This window comes from Kitasatospora phosalacinea, assembly GCF_000717185.1.
In the GTDB taxonomy this organism is placed as follows: Bacteria; Actinomycetota; Actinomycetes; order Streptomycetales; family Streptomycetaceae; genus Kitasatospora; species Kitasatospora phosalacinea_A.
Map to the genome: position 1 here is coordinate 1 of NZ_JNYE01000059.1, position 18275 is coordinate 18275.

12 protein-coding genes are annotated in these 18275 nt (G+C 73.3%); 7 read left to right on the top strand and 5 right to left on the bottom strand.

Features of this window, described 5'->3' with window-relative positions; translation table 11 throughout:
- Positions 1 to 89: 89 nt before the first annotated feature.
- From OO57_RS23665 to OO57_RS23685, 5 genes are all read right to left on the bottom strand, one after another.
- Positions 90 to 1103 carry an ABC transporter permease gene (locus tag OO57_RS23665; RefSeq protein ID WP_033254637.1) on the bottom strand — a complete coding sequence of 338 codons (1014 nt, stop codon included), beginning with the start codon at positions 1101 to 1103 and terminating at the stop codon, positions 90 to 92.
- Positions 1100 to 1996 carry an ABC transporter ATP-binding protein gene (locus OO57_RS23670; RefSeq protein WP_033254638.1) on the bottom strand — a complete coding sequence of 299 codons (897 nt, stop codon included), beginning with the start codon at positions 1994 to 1996 and terminating at the stop codon, positions 1100 to 1102. Before OO57_RS23670 ends, OO57_RS23665 begins: the two co-directional genes overlap by 4 nt.
- Complete coding sequence (locus tag OO57_RS23675) at positions 1993 to 2382, bottom strand: GntR family transcriptional regulator (RefSeq protein WP_033254639.1); 390 nt, start codon at positions 2380 to 2382, stop codon at positions 1993 to 1995. The genes OO57_RS23670 and OO57_RS23675 overlap by 4 nt, the downstream gene beginning before the upstream one ends.
- Before the next feature lie 179 nt (positions 2383 to 2561).
- Positions 2562 to 3119 carry an acetate uptake transporter gene (locus tag OO57_RS23680; RefSeq protein WP_033254640.1) on the bottom strand — a complete coding sequence of 186 codons (558 nt, stop codon included), beginning with the start codon at positions 3117 to 3119 and terminating at the stop codon, positions 2562 to 2564.
- Between the two features lie 278 nt (positions 3120 to 3397).
- Positions 3398 to 5947, bottom strand: a complete 2550-nt coding sequence (locus OO57_RS23685) for a SpoIIE family protein phosphatase (RefSeq protein ID WP_033254661.1) — start codon at positions 5945 to 5947, stop codon at positions 3398 to 3400.
- Between the two features lie 519 nt (positions 5948 to 6466).
- Here OO57_RS23685 and OO57_RS23690 point away from each other — a divergent pair.
- The 7 genes from OO57_RS23690 to OO57_RS23720 all read left to right on the top strand — a co-directional run bounded on the left by OO57_RS23690 (position 6467) and on the right by OO57_RS23720 (position 18254).
- On the top strand, positions 6467 to 10930 hold the full coding sequence (locus OO57_RS23690; protein ID WP_051778159.1) for a HAMP domain-containing protein: 4464 nt from the start codon (positions 6467 to 6469) through the stop codon (positions 10928 to 10930).
- Between the two features lie 202 nt (positions 10931 to 11132).
- The gene (locus OO57_RS23695; protein WP_033254663.1) at positions 11133 to 11768 is read left to right on the top strand and encodes a response regulator; all 636 of its coding nucleotides are present in this window, start codon (positions 11133 to 11135) and stop codon (positions 11766 to 11768) included.
- 120 nt (positions 11769 to 11888) lie between these two features.
- Positions 11889 to 14573, top strand: a complete 2685-nt coding sequence (locus tag OO57_RS23700) for a DNA translocase FtsK (protein WP_033254641.1) — start codon at positions 11889 to 11891, stop codon at positions 14571 to 14573.
- Between the two features lie 157 nt (positions 14574 to 14730).
- Positions 14731 to 15591: a helix-turn-helix domain-containing protein gene (locus OO57_RS23705; protein WP_234337469.1), complete on the top strand. Its 861-nt coding sequence runs from the start codon at positions 14731 to 14733 to the stop codon at positions 15589 to 15591.
- Positions 15592 to 15674: 83 nt separating this feature from the next.
- Positions 15675 to 17147, top strand: a complete 1473-nt coding sequence (rimO, locus tag OO57_RS23710; protein WP_033254642.1) for a 30S ribosomal protein S12 methylthiotransferase RimO — start codon at positions 15675 to 15677, stop codon at positions 17145 to 17147.
- The gene (pgsA, locus tag OO57_RS23715) at positions 17144 to 17776 is read left to right on the top strand and encodes a CDP-diacylglycerol--glycerol-3-phosphate 3-phosphatidyltransferase (protein WP_033254643.1); all 633 of its coding nucleotides are present in this window, start codon (positions 17144 to 17146) and stop codon (positions 17774 to 17776) included. The genes rimO and pgsA overlap by 4 nt, the downstream gene beginning before the upstream one ends.
- The gene (locus tag OO57_RS23720; protein ID WP_051778155.1) at positions 17769 to 18254 is read left to right on the top strand and encodes a CinA family protein; all 486 of its coding nucleotides are present in this window, start codon (positions 17769 to 17771) and stop codon (positions 18252 to 18254) included. Before pgsA ends, OO57_RS23720 begins: the two co-directional genes overlap by 8 nt.
- Positions 18255 to 18275: the final 21 nt, after the last annotated feature.

Below are 18275 nucleotides of genomic sequence, written 5' to 3' on the forward strand. Positions count from 1 at the left end.
GGGCCGACAAATCCGCTGGAGGACAGCCAGTCGGCGTCGGTCAGCCGGTGGGTCAGACCCGCCGGAGGAGCCACTACACATCCTCACTGTCAGCCGAGGCGGCGCAGGCGCCAGGAGGTGAGGGCGGCGAGGGCGGCGGCGAGGGCGAGGTAGAGGCCGGTCTCGGCGAGTTGGAAGGTCCAGTAGCGGTCGGCGGGCTGGTAGTCGACGGCGACGTACAGGTCGGCCTCGGCCAGGCAGGCGCTGTCCGGGGGGTGTTCGTCGGAGCGCGGGCAGGGCTGGGAGGCGAGGGTGAGGACGCGGCCGGTGGCGTCGCGCACGGGCAGCGGGGTGCGGTCGGAGAGCACCCAGCCGTCGGGGACGTCGAAGGTGGCGAGCATGCGGGCGTCCGGGCCGAGGTGGCCGCTCGGGGTCTCGAAGCCGGCGAACGAGCCCAGGCGGCCCGGCCCCTTGTCCAGGGCGGCCAGTTCGTGGACGGGCTGCTGCAGGTGCGGGCGGACGGCCAGCGGCACCAGGACCTGGACGGCGGTGAAGACGGCCAGCGTGACGGCCATCGCGGCGAGGGTGCGACGCAGGAACAGGCCGGTGCAGGTGCCGAGCGCGACCGCGAAGGCGGCGTAGCCGAGCGGGACGAGGCCGCGCAGGTCGAACAGCAGCGGCTGGAAGCGGTCGCGGTCGAAGCGGTCGAACGGGGCGGCGTACCAGGTCACCAGCAGGCTGAGCAGGCCGGTGACGAGGACCGCGGCGGCAGTGGTGAGCAGCAGTTTGGCGGCCAGCCAGCGGCCGCGCGGGACGCTCTGGTTCCAGACCGTCCGGTGGGTGCCGGTCTCCAGTTCGCGGGCGATCAGCGGGGCGCCCCAGAACGCGCCGATCAGTGCGGGGGCGAGCAGCACGAGCGCGCCGGCGGCGAGGTAGGCGTTGCGCTTGCTGCTGATCACCCGTTCCAGGTCGAAGCACGCGTTGATGCCGCAGTCGGTGGGCAGGCCGTGGATCTGGTGGCGCAGCCGGACGCCGTCCACCAGCAGGTAGGCGGCGGCGAGGACGAGTACGGCGGCGGCGGCGAGGAACTGGGCGCGCTGCTGGCGCCAGGTCAGCCAGGTCATCGTTGCGGCTCCGGTACGGGACGGGGGTCGGCGGGCGCGGACGGGGCGGACGGGGCGGACATGTGGTGCAGGACGAGGTCCTCCAGGCCGAGCGGTTCCATCACCCAGGACGGGTCGTCGAGGTGCGCCTCGGCGCGGACGGTGAAGGTGCTCTGCCGTTCGGTGTGCTCGGCGCGCAGGACGTGCAGGGCGGCGGGCAGGGTGTCGGCGTCGCGGCGGGCGGTGGTGAGCCGGAAGTGGGTGGCGAGCAGGTCGTCGATGCCGCCCTGGGCGCGGACCCGGGAGTCGGCGAGCACGACCAGGTGGTCGCAGACCCGTTCCAGGTCGGAGAGCAGGTGGGAGGAGAGCAGCACGGTGGCCTGCGGTTCGGCCTCGGCGACGAACTCCATCAGGCCCTGCAGGAAGGCGCGCCGGGCCAGCGGGTCGAGGGCGGCCACCGGTTCGTCCAGCAGCAGGAGTTCGGGCCGTTTGGCGACGGCCAGGGCGAGGGCGAGCTGGGCGCGCTGGCCGCCGGAGAGGCGGCCGGTCTTCTGGGCGGGGTCGAGTCCGGCCTGCCGGACGCGGCGCTCGGCGAGGGCGGCGTCCCAGCGGGGGTTGAGCCGGGCGCCCAGCCGCAGGTGGTCGGCGACGGTGAGCGCCGGGTAGAGGGGGGTGTCCTGGGCGACGAAGCCGACCCGGGCGAGCTGGCCGGGCGGGGCGCCGAACACCTCGATGGTGCCGCTGGTCGGGGTGAGCAGGCCGCAGGCGAGCTGCAGCAGGGTGGACTTCCCGGCGCCGTTCGGGCCGACCAGGCCGACGACGCTCCCGGCCGGGACGCTCAGCGTGCAGTCGGTGAGGGCCGGGCGGCGGCCGTAGCGCTTGTGCAGCGCCCGGGCTTCGACGATCGCGGTCATCGCTCCTCTTCGGTGGGACTTCGGACGGTCTGGCGGAACAGCGCCTCGATGGACTCCTCGTCCAGCCCGGCGGCCCGGGCGGCGGCCAGCCAGCGGATCAACTCCCGCCGCAGCGGCTCGTGTTCGGACACCGCGGGGGCGCCGAGGGTGCCGCTGACGAAGGTGCCGACGCCGGGCTTGGGGGAGACGAGCCCCTCGTTCTCCAACTGGCGGTACGCCTTGAGCACGGTGTTGGGGTTGATCGCGACCTTGGCCGCGACATCCTTGACCTTCGGCAGCCGGTCCCCCTCGGACAGCAGGCCCAGGCGCAGCGCCTGCCGCACCTGGTGGACCAGTTGCAGGTAGGGGGCGACGCCGGACCGGGGCTCGATGCGGAACTCGATCACCGCAACCTCATTTATCTAGGTTCCTAGCACTATAGAACTGAAGGGCCGTCAGCCCTGTCAAGTGAATGATCGCAAACGGGAGTTGACCTGCGGACATGCCGGAGCCCGGGCGCCGTGGGGGTGGCGTCCGGGCTCCGGGACGAGCAGCGAGCGGGTGGTGCGGTGCTGCGGTGGTCCGACTACTTGACCGGCAGGGCGACCTTGCCCCAGCGGCCGCCGGTCAGTTCGGCGGTGGCCGAGTACCAGGCGGCCAGGCCGGAGACGGCGGCGACCCAGCCGCCGACCTTGCCCCAGCCGCTGGCCTCGCTGAACACCCCGATGGCGCTGAGCACCAGGGAGACGGTCAGCAGGCCGTAGACGGCGCGGGTGAGCTGGCCGGCGCCCCAGGAGGCGGCGGTCAGGGTGAGCGCCAGCAGCGCCCACAGCAGCAGGAACAGGCCCGCGGAGTTCTTGCCGACGGCCGGGCCGGCCGCGGCCCAGGTCGCCCAGAAGGCGCCCAGGGTGGTGAACGCGGTGCCGCTGAAGCGGTCGCCGCCGCGGAACTGCCAGAGGCCGGCGACGAACAGCGTCACGCCGCCGACCAGGTGGGCCAGCGAGGAGGCGCCGCCGGCCGAGGTGCCGCTGAGGACACCCGTGCCGAGCAGGCCGTACGCCAGCAGAGTCAGACCGAGGGCCAGGTAACCGAGCGGACCCGCGTCAGCGGATCGGGCGTTCGCCCCGGAGGCTTCATTGCTCACCGGAGGCTCCTTTCACTCTGCGCCAGGGCATGGCGGGATCACGGTGAAAAGTGGGTGCGTGCGAGGTGGTGCCGGGTGCCGGGTCGTGGGCGCACCGGAGAGAGGGTGCGGCGGCTGCGGCGAACGAGAGAACCGGCGGCGCGGCCGCCGGTCATGCCCTCCGGGGTGGAAGCCCCCGGTGCTTACGGTGTACCCGGCGCCCCGGTTTTGTACCCTTGTGAATCACGCAGAATGAGCAAGTGTGAGCAAACCGTGACCAGTTCGGGCGGGCGACTCGGTCAGTTCCGGCGCTGGGTCGGAATGCGCAGCGTCAGGATCGCCATGTCGTCGGACGGCGGCTCGGGCGCGAAGCGCTCCACCGCCCGGTGCACCCGGGCCGCGACCGCGCCCGCGGTCAGGCCCGCGCAGCCGGTCAGCACCTCGGCCAGGCCGTCGTCGCCGAGCATCCGGCGGCCCTCCCGGCGCTCGGTCACGCCGTCCGTCACGCACAGCAGCACCTCGCCCGGGGCGAGCACCAACTCCTCGGCGGTCAGGTCGAGTTCGTCCATCACGCCGAGCAGCGGCTGCGGCGAGGCGGCCTGGTCGACCTGCCCGTCGGTGCGCAGCCGCAGCGGCAGCGGGTGGCCGGCGCAGACCAGCGACAGGACGGTCGAGCCGTCCTCGCGGGGCGTCAGCTCGCCGTACAGCAGGGTCAGGAAGCGGGCCCGGCTGCCCTCGTCCAGGATCGCCGCGTTCAGCCGGGTCAGGACCTGCGGGGCGCTCAGGCCCTCGCGGGCCAGCAGGCGCAGCGAGTGGCGGGCCAGGCCGGTGACCGAGGCGGCCTCCGGGCCGGTGCCGCAGACGTCGCCGATCGCGAAGCCGTAGGTGCCCTCGCGGATCGGGAACAGGTCGTAGAAGTCGCCGCCGACCTCGTTGCCCTCGCCCGCGGCCTGGTAGAAGACCTCCACCTCGACGCCCGGGATCTTCGGCAGCTCCGGGGGCAGCAGGGCGCGCTGGAAGGCCTGGCTGGTGGCGGTGCGCTCGGAGTACAGGCGGGAGTTGTCCAGGGCCAGGGCGGCCCGGCGGGAGAGGTCCTCGCCGAGCTCCAGGATCTCCTGGCGGAACCGGACGCCGCGCCGGGTGCCGAGCACCAGCAGGCCGATCACCCGGTTGCGGGCGGACAGCGGCAGCACCACCGTCTCGCCGAGGTCCGGGCCGACCGGGTGCCCGAGCGCCCGGGCGGTCTCGGCGGGCGCCGTCCACGGGCGGGCGCCGGGGCTGGGCACCGCCTCCGGGGCGGGGGACTTGTCGAGCAGGGCGCGCAGCGCGTCGATCCGGTCCTCGTCCTCGTGCAGCACGAAGGCGAGTTCGGCGCCCGCCGCCACGTCCGGCGTGGTGTAGACGGCGCACCAGGAGGAGAGGGTGGGGACGGCCATCTGCGCCATCAGGGCGAGCGTCTGCTCGTGCTCCAGGGTGCCGGCCAGCAGGTCGGAGGCCTCCACCAGGAAGGACAGCGAGCCGCGCCGCAGCCGCTCCAACTCGCTCAGCCGGGCGCTCTCCAGGGCCAGCGCGATCCGGTCGGCGGCGAACTGCAGGCGCAGCGCGTCCTCGTTGTCGTAGCGGCCGGGGGCGGCCGCGGCCACCCCGAGCGAGCCGGTCAGGCGGCCCTCGACCTTGAGCGGGACGGTGATCAGCGAGCGCAGCTCGGTGCCGTCGAGCAGCGGGGCGGCGCCGGTCGGGCGGACCGCCAGGTCCTCGTGGACGGCGGGCAGCCGGGCCGAGTCGAAGCGGCCCGCACCGGCGTCGATCGGCATCCGGGAGAAGCGCCGGGACGGGCCGGACAGGCCGGTGGCGGCGCGCAGTTCGAACTCGGTCTCGTCCTCGCTGGTGAGCAGCAGGTAGGAGGCGTCGGCGTCCAGCAGGTCGCGGGCGCGCTCGACGATCCGCTGCAGCAGGCTGGACAGGTCGTCGGGGGAGACCGGGCCGACCAGCAGGTCCAGCGGCTCGACGGCGGTGGCGGCGCCCTCCACGGCGCTGCCGGGCGTGCCGGGGGTGCGCAGCACCGCGCGGTCGGCCTCCCGCACCAGCACGCACAGCACGGTCGGGGTGCCGCCGCTGTCGCGCAGCCGCACGTGGGTGCCGTACACCTCCTGCACCGCGCCGTCGCCGCCGCGCACCGCGTACGAGCCCTCCCAGCGGGCCAGCCGCAGGGTGTCGCCGAGGCCGAGGCCGGGGGTCTGCGGCCAGACGGCCAGTTCGGCCCAGGGGCGGCCGAAGACGGCGTCCGCGGGCCGGTGGAAGAGCGACTCGGCGTCGGCGTTCCAGTGCCGCACCCGCCCGTGGTCGTCGAGCTGCACCACGGCGACCCGCACCGGCCCGTCCGCGGCCGGGAGTTCGCCGCCGGGCAGGCTGGGCAGCGCGTACCGGGTGCCGGGGCGCTGCTCGGGCAGGGCGAGGCGGAACCAGACGGTCTTGCGGCCGGCCGCGTACTCCACGCCCCAGCTGCTGGACAGCGCCGAGCACATCAGCAGGCCGCGGCCGCCCTCGCCGTCCGGGTCGGCGTACCGCTCGGAGTTCATCGTCACGTTGGCGAAGGAGGGCAGGCCGCGCTCCGGGTGCCGGTCGCTGACCTCGATCCGGACGGTCTCCTCCTCGCGCAGGCAGGCCACCTCGGCGGCCGTCCCGGCGTGCACCACCGCGTTGGTGACCAGCTCGCTGACCAGCACCACGGCGTCGTCCACCACCTCGGGCACGCCCCACCCGAGCAGGGCGTCCCGGACGAAGCCGCGGGCTGCGGCGGCCGACCGGTCGACCGGTTCGAAGGTGGCGGCTGCGCGCGCGGTGACCACGGCCACGTCTCCTCTGCTGCTGGTCCGGTGGATCGCCGGGGCGGACGGTTACGGGTGGTGCGGCGGACGCGGGGCGGCGTCGCCTCGGCCCGGTGCGGCCCTCCACCCTACTTTCCGGTTGGTACCCAGTGGGGCCGGGGCGCCGAAACAGGCACCTGGGGGTGATTTCGTTCACCACTTTCCCTGCTCGCCGGGAAAACCCTCCGCAACCGGTCCGACACCGGGTGCCAGTGCTGTCACACTGGGGGGTCCGCGTGCCGTCACCGCCGCAGTACGGTCGACAGGGACGGCGCGGGAGCGACGGCCGGACGCCTTCTCCTCCCGCGGCGGTGAACCGAGTCAGGACCTGGGAGGGCCCCGTTGAGTTCGGCGACCAAGGACGTGTCCGGTACGACGACCGCCGCTGCGCGCGGCGCCCGCCCGGTGCCGCCGTCGCGGGCCGGCGGCGGGCGGCGCCCTGGCCCGGGGCGCGGCGCGGAGCCCGCGGAGCTGCGCAAGCTGCTGACCGCACTGACCGCGATGCGGGACGGCAACTTCCGCCGCCGGCTGACCTTCCCCGGCGACGGCCTGCTGGCCGAGATCGCCGCGGTGTTCAACGAGGTCGCCGACCGCAACCAGCACCTGACCGGCGAACTGGCCCGGGTGCGCCGGGCGGTGGGCCGCGAGGGCCGGCTCTCCGAGCGGCTGGAGAGCGGCGTCGGCGAGGGCGCCTGGATGGCGGCCGTCGACAACTGCAACGCGCTGATCGACGACCTGGCCCGGCCGATGGCCGAGGTCGGCCGGGTGCTGTCCTCGATCGCCGAGGGCGACCTGACGCAGACCATGGAGCTGCGCTCGCTGCACACCACCGGGGCCAGCTACCCGCTGCGCGGCGAGTTCCTGAAGGTCGGCCGGACGGTCAACGGCCTGGTCGACCAGCTGTCGGAGTTCACCGACGAGGTGACCCGGGTGGCGATCGAGGTCGGCACCGAGGGCAAGCTCGGCGGCCAGGCCCGGGTGCGCAGCGTCTCCGGCTCCTGGAAGGACCTGTCGGACTCGGTCAACACCATGGCCGGGCGGCTGACCGCGCAGGTCCGCAACATCGCCGAGGTGACCACCGCGGTGGCCCGCGGCGACCTGTCGCGCAAGGTCACGGTGGACGTCGACGGCGAGATGCTGGAGCTGAAGAACACCGTCAACACCATGGTGGACCAGCTCAACTCCTTCGCCGCGCAGGTCACCACGGTGGCCCGCGACGTGGGCACCGAGGGCCGGCTCGGCGGCCAGGCGCAGGTGTCGGGCGTGGCCGGCGTGTGGCGCGACCTGACCGACTCGGTGAACTTCATGGCGGCCAACCTGACCGCGCAGGTCCGCAACATCGCCGAGGTGACCACGGCGGTCGCCAAGGGCGACCTCTCGCGCAAGATCGAGGTCGACGCCCGGGGCGAGATCCTGGAGCTGAAGAACACCATCAACACGATGGTCGACCAGCTGTCCGGCTTCGCCGAGCAGGTCACCCGGGTCTCCCGCGAGGTGGGCACCGACGGCATCCTCGGCGGGCAGGCCCAGGTGCCGGGCGTGGCCGGGGTCTGGAAGGACCTCACCGAGAACGTCAACTCGATGGCGAACAACCTGACCAGCCAGGTCCGCGGCATCGCGCAGGTCACCACCGCGGTCGCCAAGGGCGACCTGTCGCAGAAGATCCAGGTCGACGCCCGGGGCGAGATCCAGGAGCTGAAGAACACCATCAACACGATGGTCGACCAGCTCTCGGCGTTCGCGGACGAGGTCACCCGGGTCGCCCGGGACGTCGGCACCGAGGGCATCCTCGGCGGCCAGGCCAGCGTGCCGGGGGTCTCCGGCACCTGGAAGGACCTCACCAACTCGGTGAACCTGATGGCCAACAACCTGACCAGCCAGGTGCGTTCGATCGCGGAGGTGACCACCGCGGTGGCCCGCGGCGACGTCTCCAAGAAGATCACCGTCGACGCGAAGGGCGAGATCCGCGAGCTCGTCACCACCGTCAACACCATGGTCGAGCAGCTGTCCGCGTTCGCCGACGAGGTGACCCGGGTGGCCCGCGAGGTCGGCACCGACGGCATCCTGGGCGGCCAGGCCCGGGTCTCCGGCGTCTCCGGCATCTGGCGCGACCTGACCGACAACGTCAACCTGATGGCGTCCAACCTGACCAGCCAGGTCCGCAACATCGCCGAGGTCGCCTCCGCGGTGGCCCGCGGCGACCTGTCCAAGAAGATCGCCATCGACGCGGCGGGCGAGGTCGCCGCGCTCGCCGACACCCTGAACACCATGGTCGACCAGCTCTCGGCCTTCGCCGTCGAAGTCACCCGCGTCGCGCGCGAGGTGGGCACCGACGGCATCCTGGGCGGCCAGGCCAGCGTGCCCGGCGTCGCCGGGATCTGGAAGGACCTGACCGAGAACGTCAACCTGATGGCCAACAACCTCACCGGCCAGGTCCGCAACATCGCGCTGGTGATCACCGCCGTCGCCCGCGGCGACCTCTCGCAGAAGATCGACGTGGACGCCCGCGGCGAGATCCTGGAGCTCAAGACCAGCATCAACACCATGGTCGACCAGCTCTCCGCGTTCGCCGACGAGGTCACCCGCGTCGCCCGCGAGGTCGGCACCGACGGCCGCCTCGGCGGCCAGGCCCGCGTCCCCGGCGTGGCCGGCACCTGGCAGGACCTCACCGAGTCGGTGAACGAGCTCGCCAACAACCTGACCCGGCAGGTGCGCGCGATCGCCCAGGTCGCCACCGCCGTCACCCGCGGCGACCTGTCGCCGCGGATCAACGTGGACGCGTCCGGCGAGCTCGACGAGCTCAAGGACAACATCAACCAGATGATCGCCAACCTGCGCGAGACCACCCGGACCAACAAGGAGCAGGACTGGCTCAAGTCCAACCTGGCCCGGATGTCCGGCCTGCTGCAGGGCCGCCGCGACCTGTCCGCCGTCGCCTCGCTGATCATGAGCGAGCTCACCCCGGTGGTCTCCGCCCAGCACGGCGCCTTCTTCCTCGCCCAGCCGGCCGGCCGGGCCGCCGAACTCGTCACCGAGGACGACGACGAGAACGACGTCGTGCTGCGCCTGATCGGCAGCTACGGCTACCACCGGCGCACCATGCCCACCACCTTCCGGCTCGGCGAGGGCCTGATCGGGCAGGCCGCCGTGGAGAAGCGGGCGATCGTCCTGAAGGAGACCCCGCCCGGCTACCTGAAGATCTCCTCCGGCCTCGGCGAGTCCTCCCCGGCGCACGTGGTGGTGATGCCGGTGCTGTTCGAGGGCCGACTGCTCGGCGTGATCGAACTCGCCACCTTCTCCAGCTTCACCACCGTCGCGCTGGACTTCCTCAACCAGATCGCCGACCAGATCGGCGTCACCGTCAACACCATCTCGGTCAACACCAAGACCGAGGGCCTGCTGCTGGAGTCCCAGCGGCTCACCGCCGAACTCTCGATGCGCTCCGCCGAGTTGGAGGCCCGCCAGGAGGAACTGGAGCGCACCAACGAGGAGTTGCAGGAGAAGGCCGAGCAACTCGCCCAGCAGAACCGCGACATCGAGATCAAGAACAGCGAGATCGAAGAGGCCCGGCAGATCCTGGAGGAGCGCGCCGAGCAGCTCGCGCTGGCCTCCCGCTACAAGAGCGAGTTCCTCGCCAACATGTCGCACGAGCTGCGCACCCCGCTCAACTCGCTGCTGATCCTGGCCAAACTGCTCTCCGACAACAACGAGGGCAACCTGTCGGCCAAGCAGGTCGAGTTCGCCGAGACCATCCACGGCGCGGGCTCCGACCTGCTCCAGCTGATCAACGACATCCTCGACCTGTCCAAGGTCGAGGCCGGCAAGATGGACGTCCGCCCGGCCCGGATCGCCCTCGTCCAGCTGGTCGACTACGTGGAGGCCGCGTTCCGGCCGCTGGCCGCCGAGAAGAACCTGGACTTCGCGGTCCGGGTCTCCCCGGACCTGCCGGTGACCCTGCACACCGACGAGCAGCGCCTGCAGCAGGTGCTGCGCAACCTGCTCTCCAACGCGGTGAAGTTCACCGACGCGGGCGCGGTCGAGCTGATGATCCGCCCGGTCGCGGGCCAGGAGATCCCGCAGCACGTGCGCGAGCAGCTGCTGGAGTCCGGCACCATGGCCGACCCCGACGAGCCGCTGATCGCCTTCTCGGTCTCCGACACCGGCATCGGCATCCCCGGCAACAAGCTCCGCGAGATCTTCGAGGCGTTCAAGCAGGCCGACGGCGGCACCAGCCGCAAGTACGGCGGCACCGGCCTGGGCCTGTCGATCAGCCGGGAGATCGCCCGGCTGCTCGGCGGCGAGATCCACGTCGAGAGCGAGATCGGCCGCGGTTCCGCCTTCACCCTCTACCTGCCGCTGCGCAGCGAGGGGCCCGAGCCGGTCACCCTGGAGCGCGCGGGCGCCCCGCGCGCCCTCGAAGCCCCCCGCACCCCCGCCGAGCAGTGGACCCAGGAGGCCCGCGGGCTGGTCGAGGAGCGCCGCCGCTCCACCGCCGAGCGCCGCCGCCCCGCCGCCGTCCCGCGCGCCGCCGAGGAGGCCGTCCCGCGCCAGGGCGAACCCGCCCGGCCGACCGGCGCCCCGCCCCGCTTCGACGGCGAGCGGGTCCTGATCGTCGACGACGACATCCGCAACGTCTTCGCCCTCACCAGCGTGCTGGAGCAGTACGGCCTGACCGTGCTGTACGCGGAGAACGGCCGCGAGGGCATCGAGATGCTGGAGCACAACGAGGACGTCGCCCTGGTGCTGATGGACATCATGATGCCCGAGCTGGACGGCTACGCGACCACCGAGCACATCCGCCGGATGCCCCGCTTCTCCGGCCTGCCGATCATCGCGCTGACCGCCAAGGCGATGAAGGGCGACCGCGAGAAGAGCCTCCAGGCGGGCGCCACCGACCACATCACCAAGCCGGTGGAGACCGACCACCTGCTGGCGGTGATGCGCCAGCACCTGCCCGTCAGGTGACCGCCACCCGCGGGGGCCCGCTCCGGCTGGCACCCGCGGGCGGGAACCCGGTAGGGTCACCCGTCGTTGCCAACAGTGACCGTACGGTGACGCCCGGCACCGGGCCTGTGGCAGGCAAGGGGGTACGGCTAGCATGACCGGGGCAGTGGTGGGCGGCACGAAGGTGCCGGCCCTCGGGAAACAACCGGCAGGAGGGCGGGTCCTGGTGCAGAAGGCGAAGATCCTCCTGGTCGACGACCGTCCGGAGAACCTGCTCGCCCTGGAGGCGATCCTCTTCGCGCTCGACCAGACCCTGGTGCGCGCCGCCTCCGGCGAGGAAGCGCTCAAGGCCCTACTCACCGACGACTTCGCGGTCATCCTGCTGGACGTCCAGATGCCCGGCATGGACGGGTTCGAGACCGCCGCGCACATCAAGCGCCGCGAGCGGACCAGGGACATCCCGATCATCTTCCTGACCGCGATCAACCACGGTCCGCACCACACCTTCCGCGGCTACGCGGCCGGTGCGGTCGACTACATCTCCAAGCCCTTCGACCCGTGGGTGCTGCGGGCCAAGGTCTCCGTCTTCGTCGACCTGTACCAGAAGAACACCCAGCTGAAGGAGCAGGCCGCGCTGCTGCGCCTGCAGCTGGAGGCGGGCGCCGAACCGGCCATCGGCGGGGCGCTGCTGGGCGAGCTGTCGGCCCGGCTGGCCGCGGTCGAGGAGCAGGCCGAGGCGCTCACCAAGCAACTGGAGGCGGGCTCCGACGGCGGCGCCGCGGCGACCGCCGCGCACCTGGAGCGGAAGATCGCCGGCCTGCGCGGGGCGCTCGACGCGCTGCGCCCGGGCTCCGGCTGACGGGCCGTCAGGGTCGTCCGTCCGGGTGGTTCCCGGGCGGTTGACGGCGGGTCGGTGACACAACCCGCCGAAGTGCGCCCGCGCATGTCCGCGGCCCGGGTGCGCCGGTAGGCTGCCCCCATGGCCACACGAACGCCCGGAAGCGCCGCCGCACGCACGAGCAAGCCCGGGCCGGCCAAGGGCGCGCCCGCCAGGAAGGCGGCCCCGGCGAAGAAGGCCGCGCCCGCCAAGAAGGCCGCGCCCGCGAAGAAGGCGGCCCCGGCCAAGAAGGCGGCCCCGCCGCCCCCGCCGAAGCGGCCGATACTCTTCCGGGCCCTCCGGGCGCTCTGGCTGGGCCTGGCGCACTCGGTGGGCGCGGTGTTCCGCGGCTTCGGCCACGGCGCCCGCAACCTGCACCCCGAGCACCGCAAGGACGGGGTGGCGCTGCTGCTGCTGGCGCTCGCCCTGGTGACCGCCGCCGGGACGTGGTTCAGCCCGCAGGGCTGGCTCGGCGAGGCCGCCACCAACGTGGTCTCCGGCCTGTTCGGCCGACTCGACGTGCTGGTGCCGCTGCTGCTCGGCGTCCTGGCCGTCCGGCTGATGCGCCACCCCGAGGTGCCGGAGGCCAACGGCCGGATAGCGATCGGCCTGAGCACCCTGGTGGTCGGCGTCCTGGGCCTGGTGCACATCGGCTGCGGCGGCCCGGCGATGGGCGCGGGCGCGACGAGGATCCGGCAGGCCGGCGGCCTGCTCGGCTGGGCCGCGTCCACCCCGATGATGGCCGCGGCGGGCCCGCCGCTGGCCGTCCCGCTGCTGCTGCTGGTCGCGTTCTTCGGCCTGCTGGTGGTCACCGCGACCCCGGTCAACCGCATCCCCGAGCGGCTGCGGTTGCTCGGCGTGCGCCTGGGCGTGGTCGAGCCGCTGCCCGGCGACGAGGCGCTCCTGGACGCCGACGCGGCGGCCGGGGAGCGCGCGTACTCCACCGCCCCGCCCGAGGACGCCGACCCGGACGCGCTGCCGATCACCGTCGAGGGCGACGAGCTCTCCGCCCGCCGCAGGCGCCGCCGCCGCAAGGGCGAGGACGACGCCCCCGACGCCGAGCCGCTCTCCCTGGAGAAGGACCCGTACCAGACCCGCGACCTCGCGGCCGGCGTGGCCGCCGACCTGGACGGCGCGCTGCTGTACGGCGTGCCCGGCTCGCCCGCGGTGGCCAGCATGCTCGGCCAGGTCAAGGACAACACGGCGCCGCCGGAGGAGCCCTGGAGCCCCGAGGTGCCCGCCGCCCGGGCCGCCGACGGCCCCGGCGCCCCCGAGGGCCACGGCGAGGCCCCGGCCCGGATGGAGCAGCTCCAGCTCTCCGGCGACGTCACCTACGCGCTGCCCCCGCTGGACCTGCTGGAGCGCGGCGCCCCCGGCAAGGCCCGCTCCCAGATCAACGACGACGTGGTGGCCCAACTCAGCGGCGTGTTCGCCGAGTTCAAGGTCGACGCGCGGGTCACCGGTTTCACCCGCGGCCCGACGGTGACCCGCTACGAGGTCGAGCTCGGTCCCGCCGTGAAGGTCGAGCGGATCACCGCGCTGGCGAAGAACATCGCCTACGCGGTGGCCACCCCCGACGTGCGGATCATCTCGCCGATCCCCGGCAAGTCCGCGGTCGGCGTGGAGATCCCCAACCGGGACCGCGAGATGGTCACCCTCGGCGACCTGCTGCGCTCGCGCACCGCCGCCGAGGACACCCACCCGATGGTGGTCGGCATGGGCAAGGACGTCGAGGGCCACACCGTGATGGCCAACCTGGCGAAGATGCCGCACGTCCTGGTGGCCGGCGCGACCGGCGCGGGCAAGTCCTCCTGCATCAACTGCCTGATCACCTCGGTGCTGGTGCGCGCCACCCCCGACGAGGTCCGGATGGTGCTGGTCGACCCCAAGCGGGTCGAGCTGACCGCGTACGAGGGCATCCCGCACCTGATCACGCCGATCATCACCAACCCGAAGAAGGCCGCCGAGGCCCTCCAGTGGGTGGTGCGCGAGATGGACATGCGCTACGACGACCTGGCGGCCTACGGCTTCCGGCACGTCGACGACTTCAACGCCGCCGTCCGGGCCGGCACCGTGCAGCCGCCGCTGGGCAGCGAGCGCGAGCTGACGCCCTACCCGTACCTGCTGGTGATCGTCGACGAGCTGGCCGACCTGATGATGGTCGCCCCGCGCGACGTCGAGGACTCGGTGGTCCGGATCACCCAGCTCGCCCGCGCCGCGGGCATCCACCTGGTGCTGGCCACCCAGCGCCCCTCGGTGGACGTGGTCACCGGCCTGATCAAGGCCAACGTGCCGTCCCGGCTGGCCTTCGCCACCTCGGCGATGGCCGACTCCCGGGTCATCCTCGACCAGCCCGGCGCCGAGAAGCTGATCGGCAAGGGCGACGCGCTGTTCCTGCCGATGGGCGCCTCCAAGCCGGTCCGGATGCAGGGCGCCTTCGTCACCGAGGCGGAGATCGCCAAGGTCGTCCAGCACTGCAAGGACCAGCTGACCGCCCGCTACCGGGACGACGTGGTGGTCGGCGGCGGGCCGAAGAAGGAGATCGACGAGGAGATCGGCGACGACCTCGACCTGCTGATCCAGGCCGCCGAGCTGGTCGTCACCACCCAGTTCGGGTCGACCTCGATGCTCCAGCGCAAGCTGCGGGTCGGCTTCGCCAAGGCGGGCCGGCTGATGGACCTGATGGAGTCCCGCGGCATCGTCGGCCCCAGCGAGGGCTCCAAGGCCCGCGATGTCCTGGTCAAACCCGACGAACTGGACGGTGTACTGCTGACCCTCCGGGGGTAGGCGGCGGGCGGTCGCGCGGCCCGTGGCCGCGGTGACCGCCCGTCAGGTTCTGTTGCGAGACTGTGGCACGTTCGGGCCCCCTCCGGTTGAGAAACGTTCCACCCCCACCCCTAGACTGGTGCCTCAGCAGGTGGCCTCCGCTCGAAAGGCGTGCCCAGTGACCATCGGCAAGTCCCCCCGCCGCTCCGCCCCCGACTCCTCCGCGCCCATCCCCGCCGAGGAGTCGAGTCGTGCCACCACCGACGGGCCGAGCATCGGGCGGCAGCTCGCCAGGGCCCGGATCGACGCGGGCCTGACGGTCGACCAGGTCAGCACCCGCACCAGGATCCGGGTGCCGATCGTGCACGCCATCGAGTCCGACGAGTTCGAGCGCTGCGGCGGCGCCTTCTACGCCCGCGGCCACCTCCGCCTGCTGGCCCGCGAGGTCGGCCTGGACGGCGAGGCGCTGGTCGCCCGCTACGACGCCGAGCACGGCGGCCCCGCCGCCCGGCCCGCCGGGCAGCTGCTCGACACCGGCCCGATCAAGGTCCGCGACCACAACCGGCCGAACTGGACCGCCGCGATGGTCGTCGCGATCCTCGCCGTGGTCGCGCTGATCGGCTACAACCTGGTCGGCTCCTCGTCCTCCGGCGGCCAGCAGCCCGGCGCGGCCAGCGCCCCGCTGCCCTCCGGCGTCTCCGCCCCGGCCACCGGCTCCCCGTCCGCGCAGCCGCCCGCCCCCGAGAACAGCGTCGCCGCGATCGCCGCCGCGCCCGCCGACAAGGTCACCGTCAAGCTGGTCGCCGGGCCGGACAAGAGCTGGGTCACCGCCAAGGACGGCAGCGGCAAGTCGCTGTACTCCAACAACCTGGAAGCCGGCCAGGACCAGACCTTCACCGACCCGAAGAAGATCACCCTGGTGATCGGCAACGCCGGGGCCGTCCACCTGTTCGTCAACGGCAAGGACCTCGGCCCGGCCGGCCAGGACGGCCAGGTCGTGCACCTCACCTACACCCCCGGCGACCCGCAGGCGGGCTGAACCGGGACGGATCCACCCGCCGCAGCAACGCGCGCGCCCTCCGGGGGGAACTCCACCGGGGGGCGCGCGTTAATCTTGGCGTCATGCCTGAAACCCGCACTGTCGCCCTGGTCACGCTCGGATGCGCCCGCAACGAGGTCGACTCCGAGGAACTCGCCGGGCGACTCGAGGCCGACGGCTGGCGACTGGTCGACGACGCCAGCGAGGCCGACGTCGCCGTCGTCAACACCTGCGGGTTCGTCGAGGCCGCCAAGAAGGACTCCGTCGACGCCCTCCTGGAGGCCAACGACCTCAAGGGGCACGGCCGCACCCAGGCCGTGGTCGCCGTCGGCTGCATGGCCGAGCGCTACGGCAAGGAGCTCGCCGAGGCCCTCCCCGAAGCCGACGGCGTGCTCGGCTTCGACGACTACGCCGACATCTCCAGCCGCCTGAACACCATCCTCTCCGGCGGCCACGTCGAGGCCCACACCCCCCGCGACCGCCGCAAGCTGCTGCCGCTCACCCCGGTCGAGCGGCAGGCCGCCGCCGCCGAGATCGCCCTGCCCGGCCACGGCGCCCCCGCGGACCTCCCCGAGGGCCTGGCCCCCGCCTCCGGCCCGCGCACCCTGCGCAGGCGCCTGGACGACGCCCCGGTCGCCTCGATCAAGCTCGCCTCCGGCTGCGACCGCCGCTGCTCGTTCTGCGCCATCCCCGCCTTCCGCGGCTCCTTCGTCTCGCGCCGCCCCAGCGACGTCCTGAACGAGGCGGTCTGGCTGGCCGGGCAGGGCGTGCGCGAGGTCGTCCTGGTCTCCGAGAACAACACCTCCTACGGCAAGGACCTCGGCGACATCCGCCTGCTGGAGACCCTGCTCACCGAGATCGCCGCGGTCGAGGGCATCGAGCGGGTCCGGGTCAGCTACCTGCAGCCCGCCGAGATGCGCCCCGGCCTGATCGACGTGATGACCGGCACCGACAAGGTCGTCCCGTACTTCGACCTGTCCTTCCAGCACTCCGCGCCCGCCGTGCTGCGCCGGATGCGCCGCTTCGGCTCCACCGAGCAGTTCCTCGGCCTGCTGGAGTCGATCCGCGCCAAGGCCCCCGAGGCCGGGGCCCGCTCCAACTTCATCGTCGGCTTCCCCGGCGAGAGCGAGGAGGACTACGCGGAGCTGGAACGGTTCGTCACCCACGCCGGGCTCGACGCCATCGGCGTGTTCGGGTACTCCGACGAGGAGGGCACCGAGGCCGCCGGGTACGACGGCAAGCTCGACCAGGACACCGTGAACGACCGGGTCGCCCGGCTCTCCAAGCTCGCCGAGGAGCTGACCGCGCAGCGCGCCGAGCAGCGCATCGGCAGCGAGGTCACCGTCCTCGTCGAATCCGTCGAGGACGGGGTGGTGGAGGGCCGGGCCCTGCACCAGGCCCCCGAGACCGACGGCCTGACCACGCTGCTCGGCGCCCCGGACGCGGTGGTCGGCCGGTTCTACCGGGCTGTTGTCACCGGCACCGAGGGCGTCGACCTGGTCGCCGAGGCCGTCGCGGCCACCGAGGCGCCGGAGCTCGCCGGAGCCGAGGTATGACCAAGGGGCCGGGGGCCCCGGCCGCCACCCGGCCGACCCCGGCCGCCGTCCCGCCGCAGCCGGGCGTGTGGAACATCGCCAACGTGCTGACCATGTTCCGGCTGGTGCTCGTCCCGGTCTTCGCCGCGCTGCTGTTCGCCGACGGCGGCCACGACCCCGAGTGGCGGGCCTTCGCCTGGGCGGCCTTCGCCGTCGCGATGATCACCGACGTCTTCGACGGGGCGCTGGCCCGCCGCAAGGGCCTGGTCACCGACTTCGGCCGGATCGCCGACCCGATCGCCGACAAGGCGATCATGGGCACCGGCCTGATCGGCCTGTCCGTGCTCGGCGACCTGCCCTGGTGGATCACCGTGGTCATCCTGGCCCGCGAGCTCGGCATCACGCTCATGCGGTTCTGGGTGATCCGCTACGCCGTCATCCCGGCCAGCCGCGGCGGCAAGCTCAAGACCCTCGCCCAGGGCACCGCGGTCGGCATGTACGTCCTGGTGCTCACCGGGCCGCTGGCCACCGCCCGCGCCGTGGTGATGGGCGTCGCGGTGCTGCTCACCCTGGCCACCGGCCTGGACTACGTGCTGCAGGCGGTCCGGCTGCGCCGCGAGGGCATCGCCAAGGAGCGCCGCGGTGGGTGAGCGCCCGGCCGCGGCCAGGGCGCTGGCGGCGCTGCGGGCCGACGGCGCCACCCTGGCCGTCGCCGAGTCGCTCACCGGCGGCCTGCTGGCCGCCGCCCTGGTCGACGTCCCCGGCGCCTCCGCGGTGTTCCGCGGCTCGGTCACCGCGTACGCCACCGAGCTGAAGGCCTCCGTCCTCGGCGTCGACGAGGGCCTGCTCGACGTGCACGGCCCGGTCCACCCGGTGGTGGCCCGGCAGATGGCCGAGGGCGTCCGCCGCCTGCTCGGCGCCGACTGGGCGCTGGCCACCACCGGCGTGGCCGGCCCCGACCCGCAGGACGGGCAGCCCGTCGGCACCGTGTACGTCGCCCTCGCCGGACCGGCGGGAACAGAAGCGCTCCGGCTCCGGTTGTCGGGTGGGCGTGACACGATCCGGCACGGCTCGGTGGACGCCGCGCTGGAGCTGCTGCTCCGGCGGCTGGCACCGGGCGACGCCTGAGCCTCGCCGAACGGCCCGTCG

Coding starts and splice junctions, on each gene's coding strand:
- OO57_RS23665 (WP_033254637.1), bottom strand. CDS start 1,103: ATGACCTGGCTGACCTGGCGCCAGCAGCGCGCCCAGTTCCTCGCCGCC.
- OO57_RS23700 (WP_033254641.1), top strand. CDS start 11,889: ATGGCCACACGAACGCCCGGAAGCGCCGCCGCACGCACGAGCAAGCCC.
- OO57_RS23690 (WP_051778159.1), top strand. CDS start 6,467: ATGCGGGACGGCAACTTCCGCCGCCGGCTGACCTTCCCCGGCGACGGC.
- rimO (WP_033254642.1), top strand. CDS start 15,675: ATGCCTGAAACCCGCACTGTCGCCCTGGTCACGCTCGGATGCGCCCGC.
- pgsA (WP_033254643.1), top strand. CDS start 17,144: ATGACCAAGGGGCCGGGGGCCCCGGCCGCCACCCGGCCGACCCCGGCC.
- OO57_RS23670 (WP_033254638.1), bottom strand. CDS start 1,996: ATGACCGCGATCGTCGAAGCCCGGGCGCTGCACAAGCGCTACGGCCGC.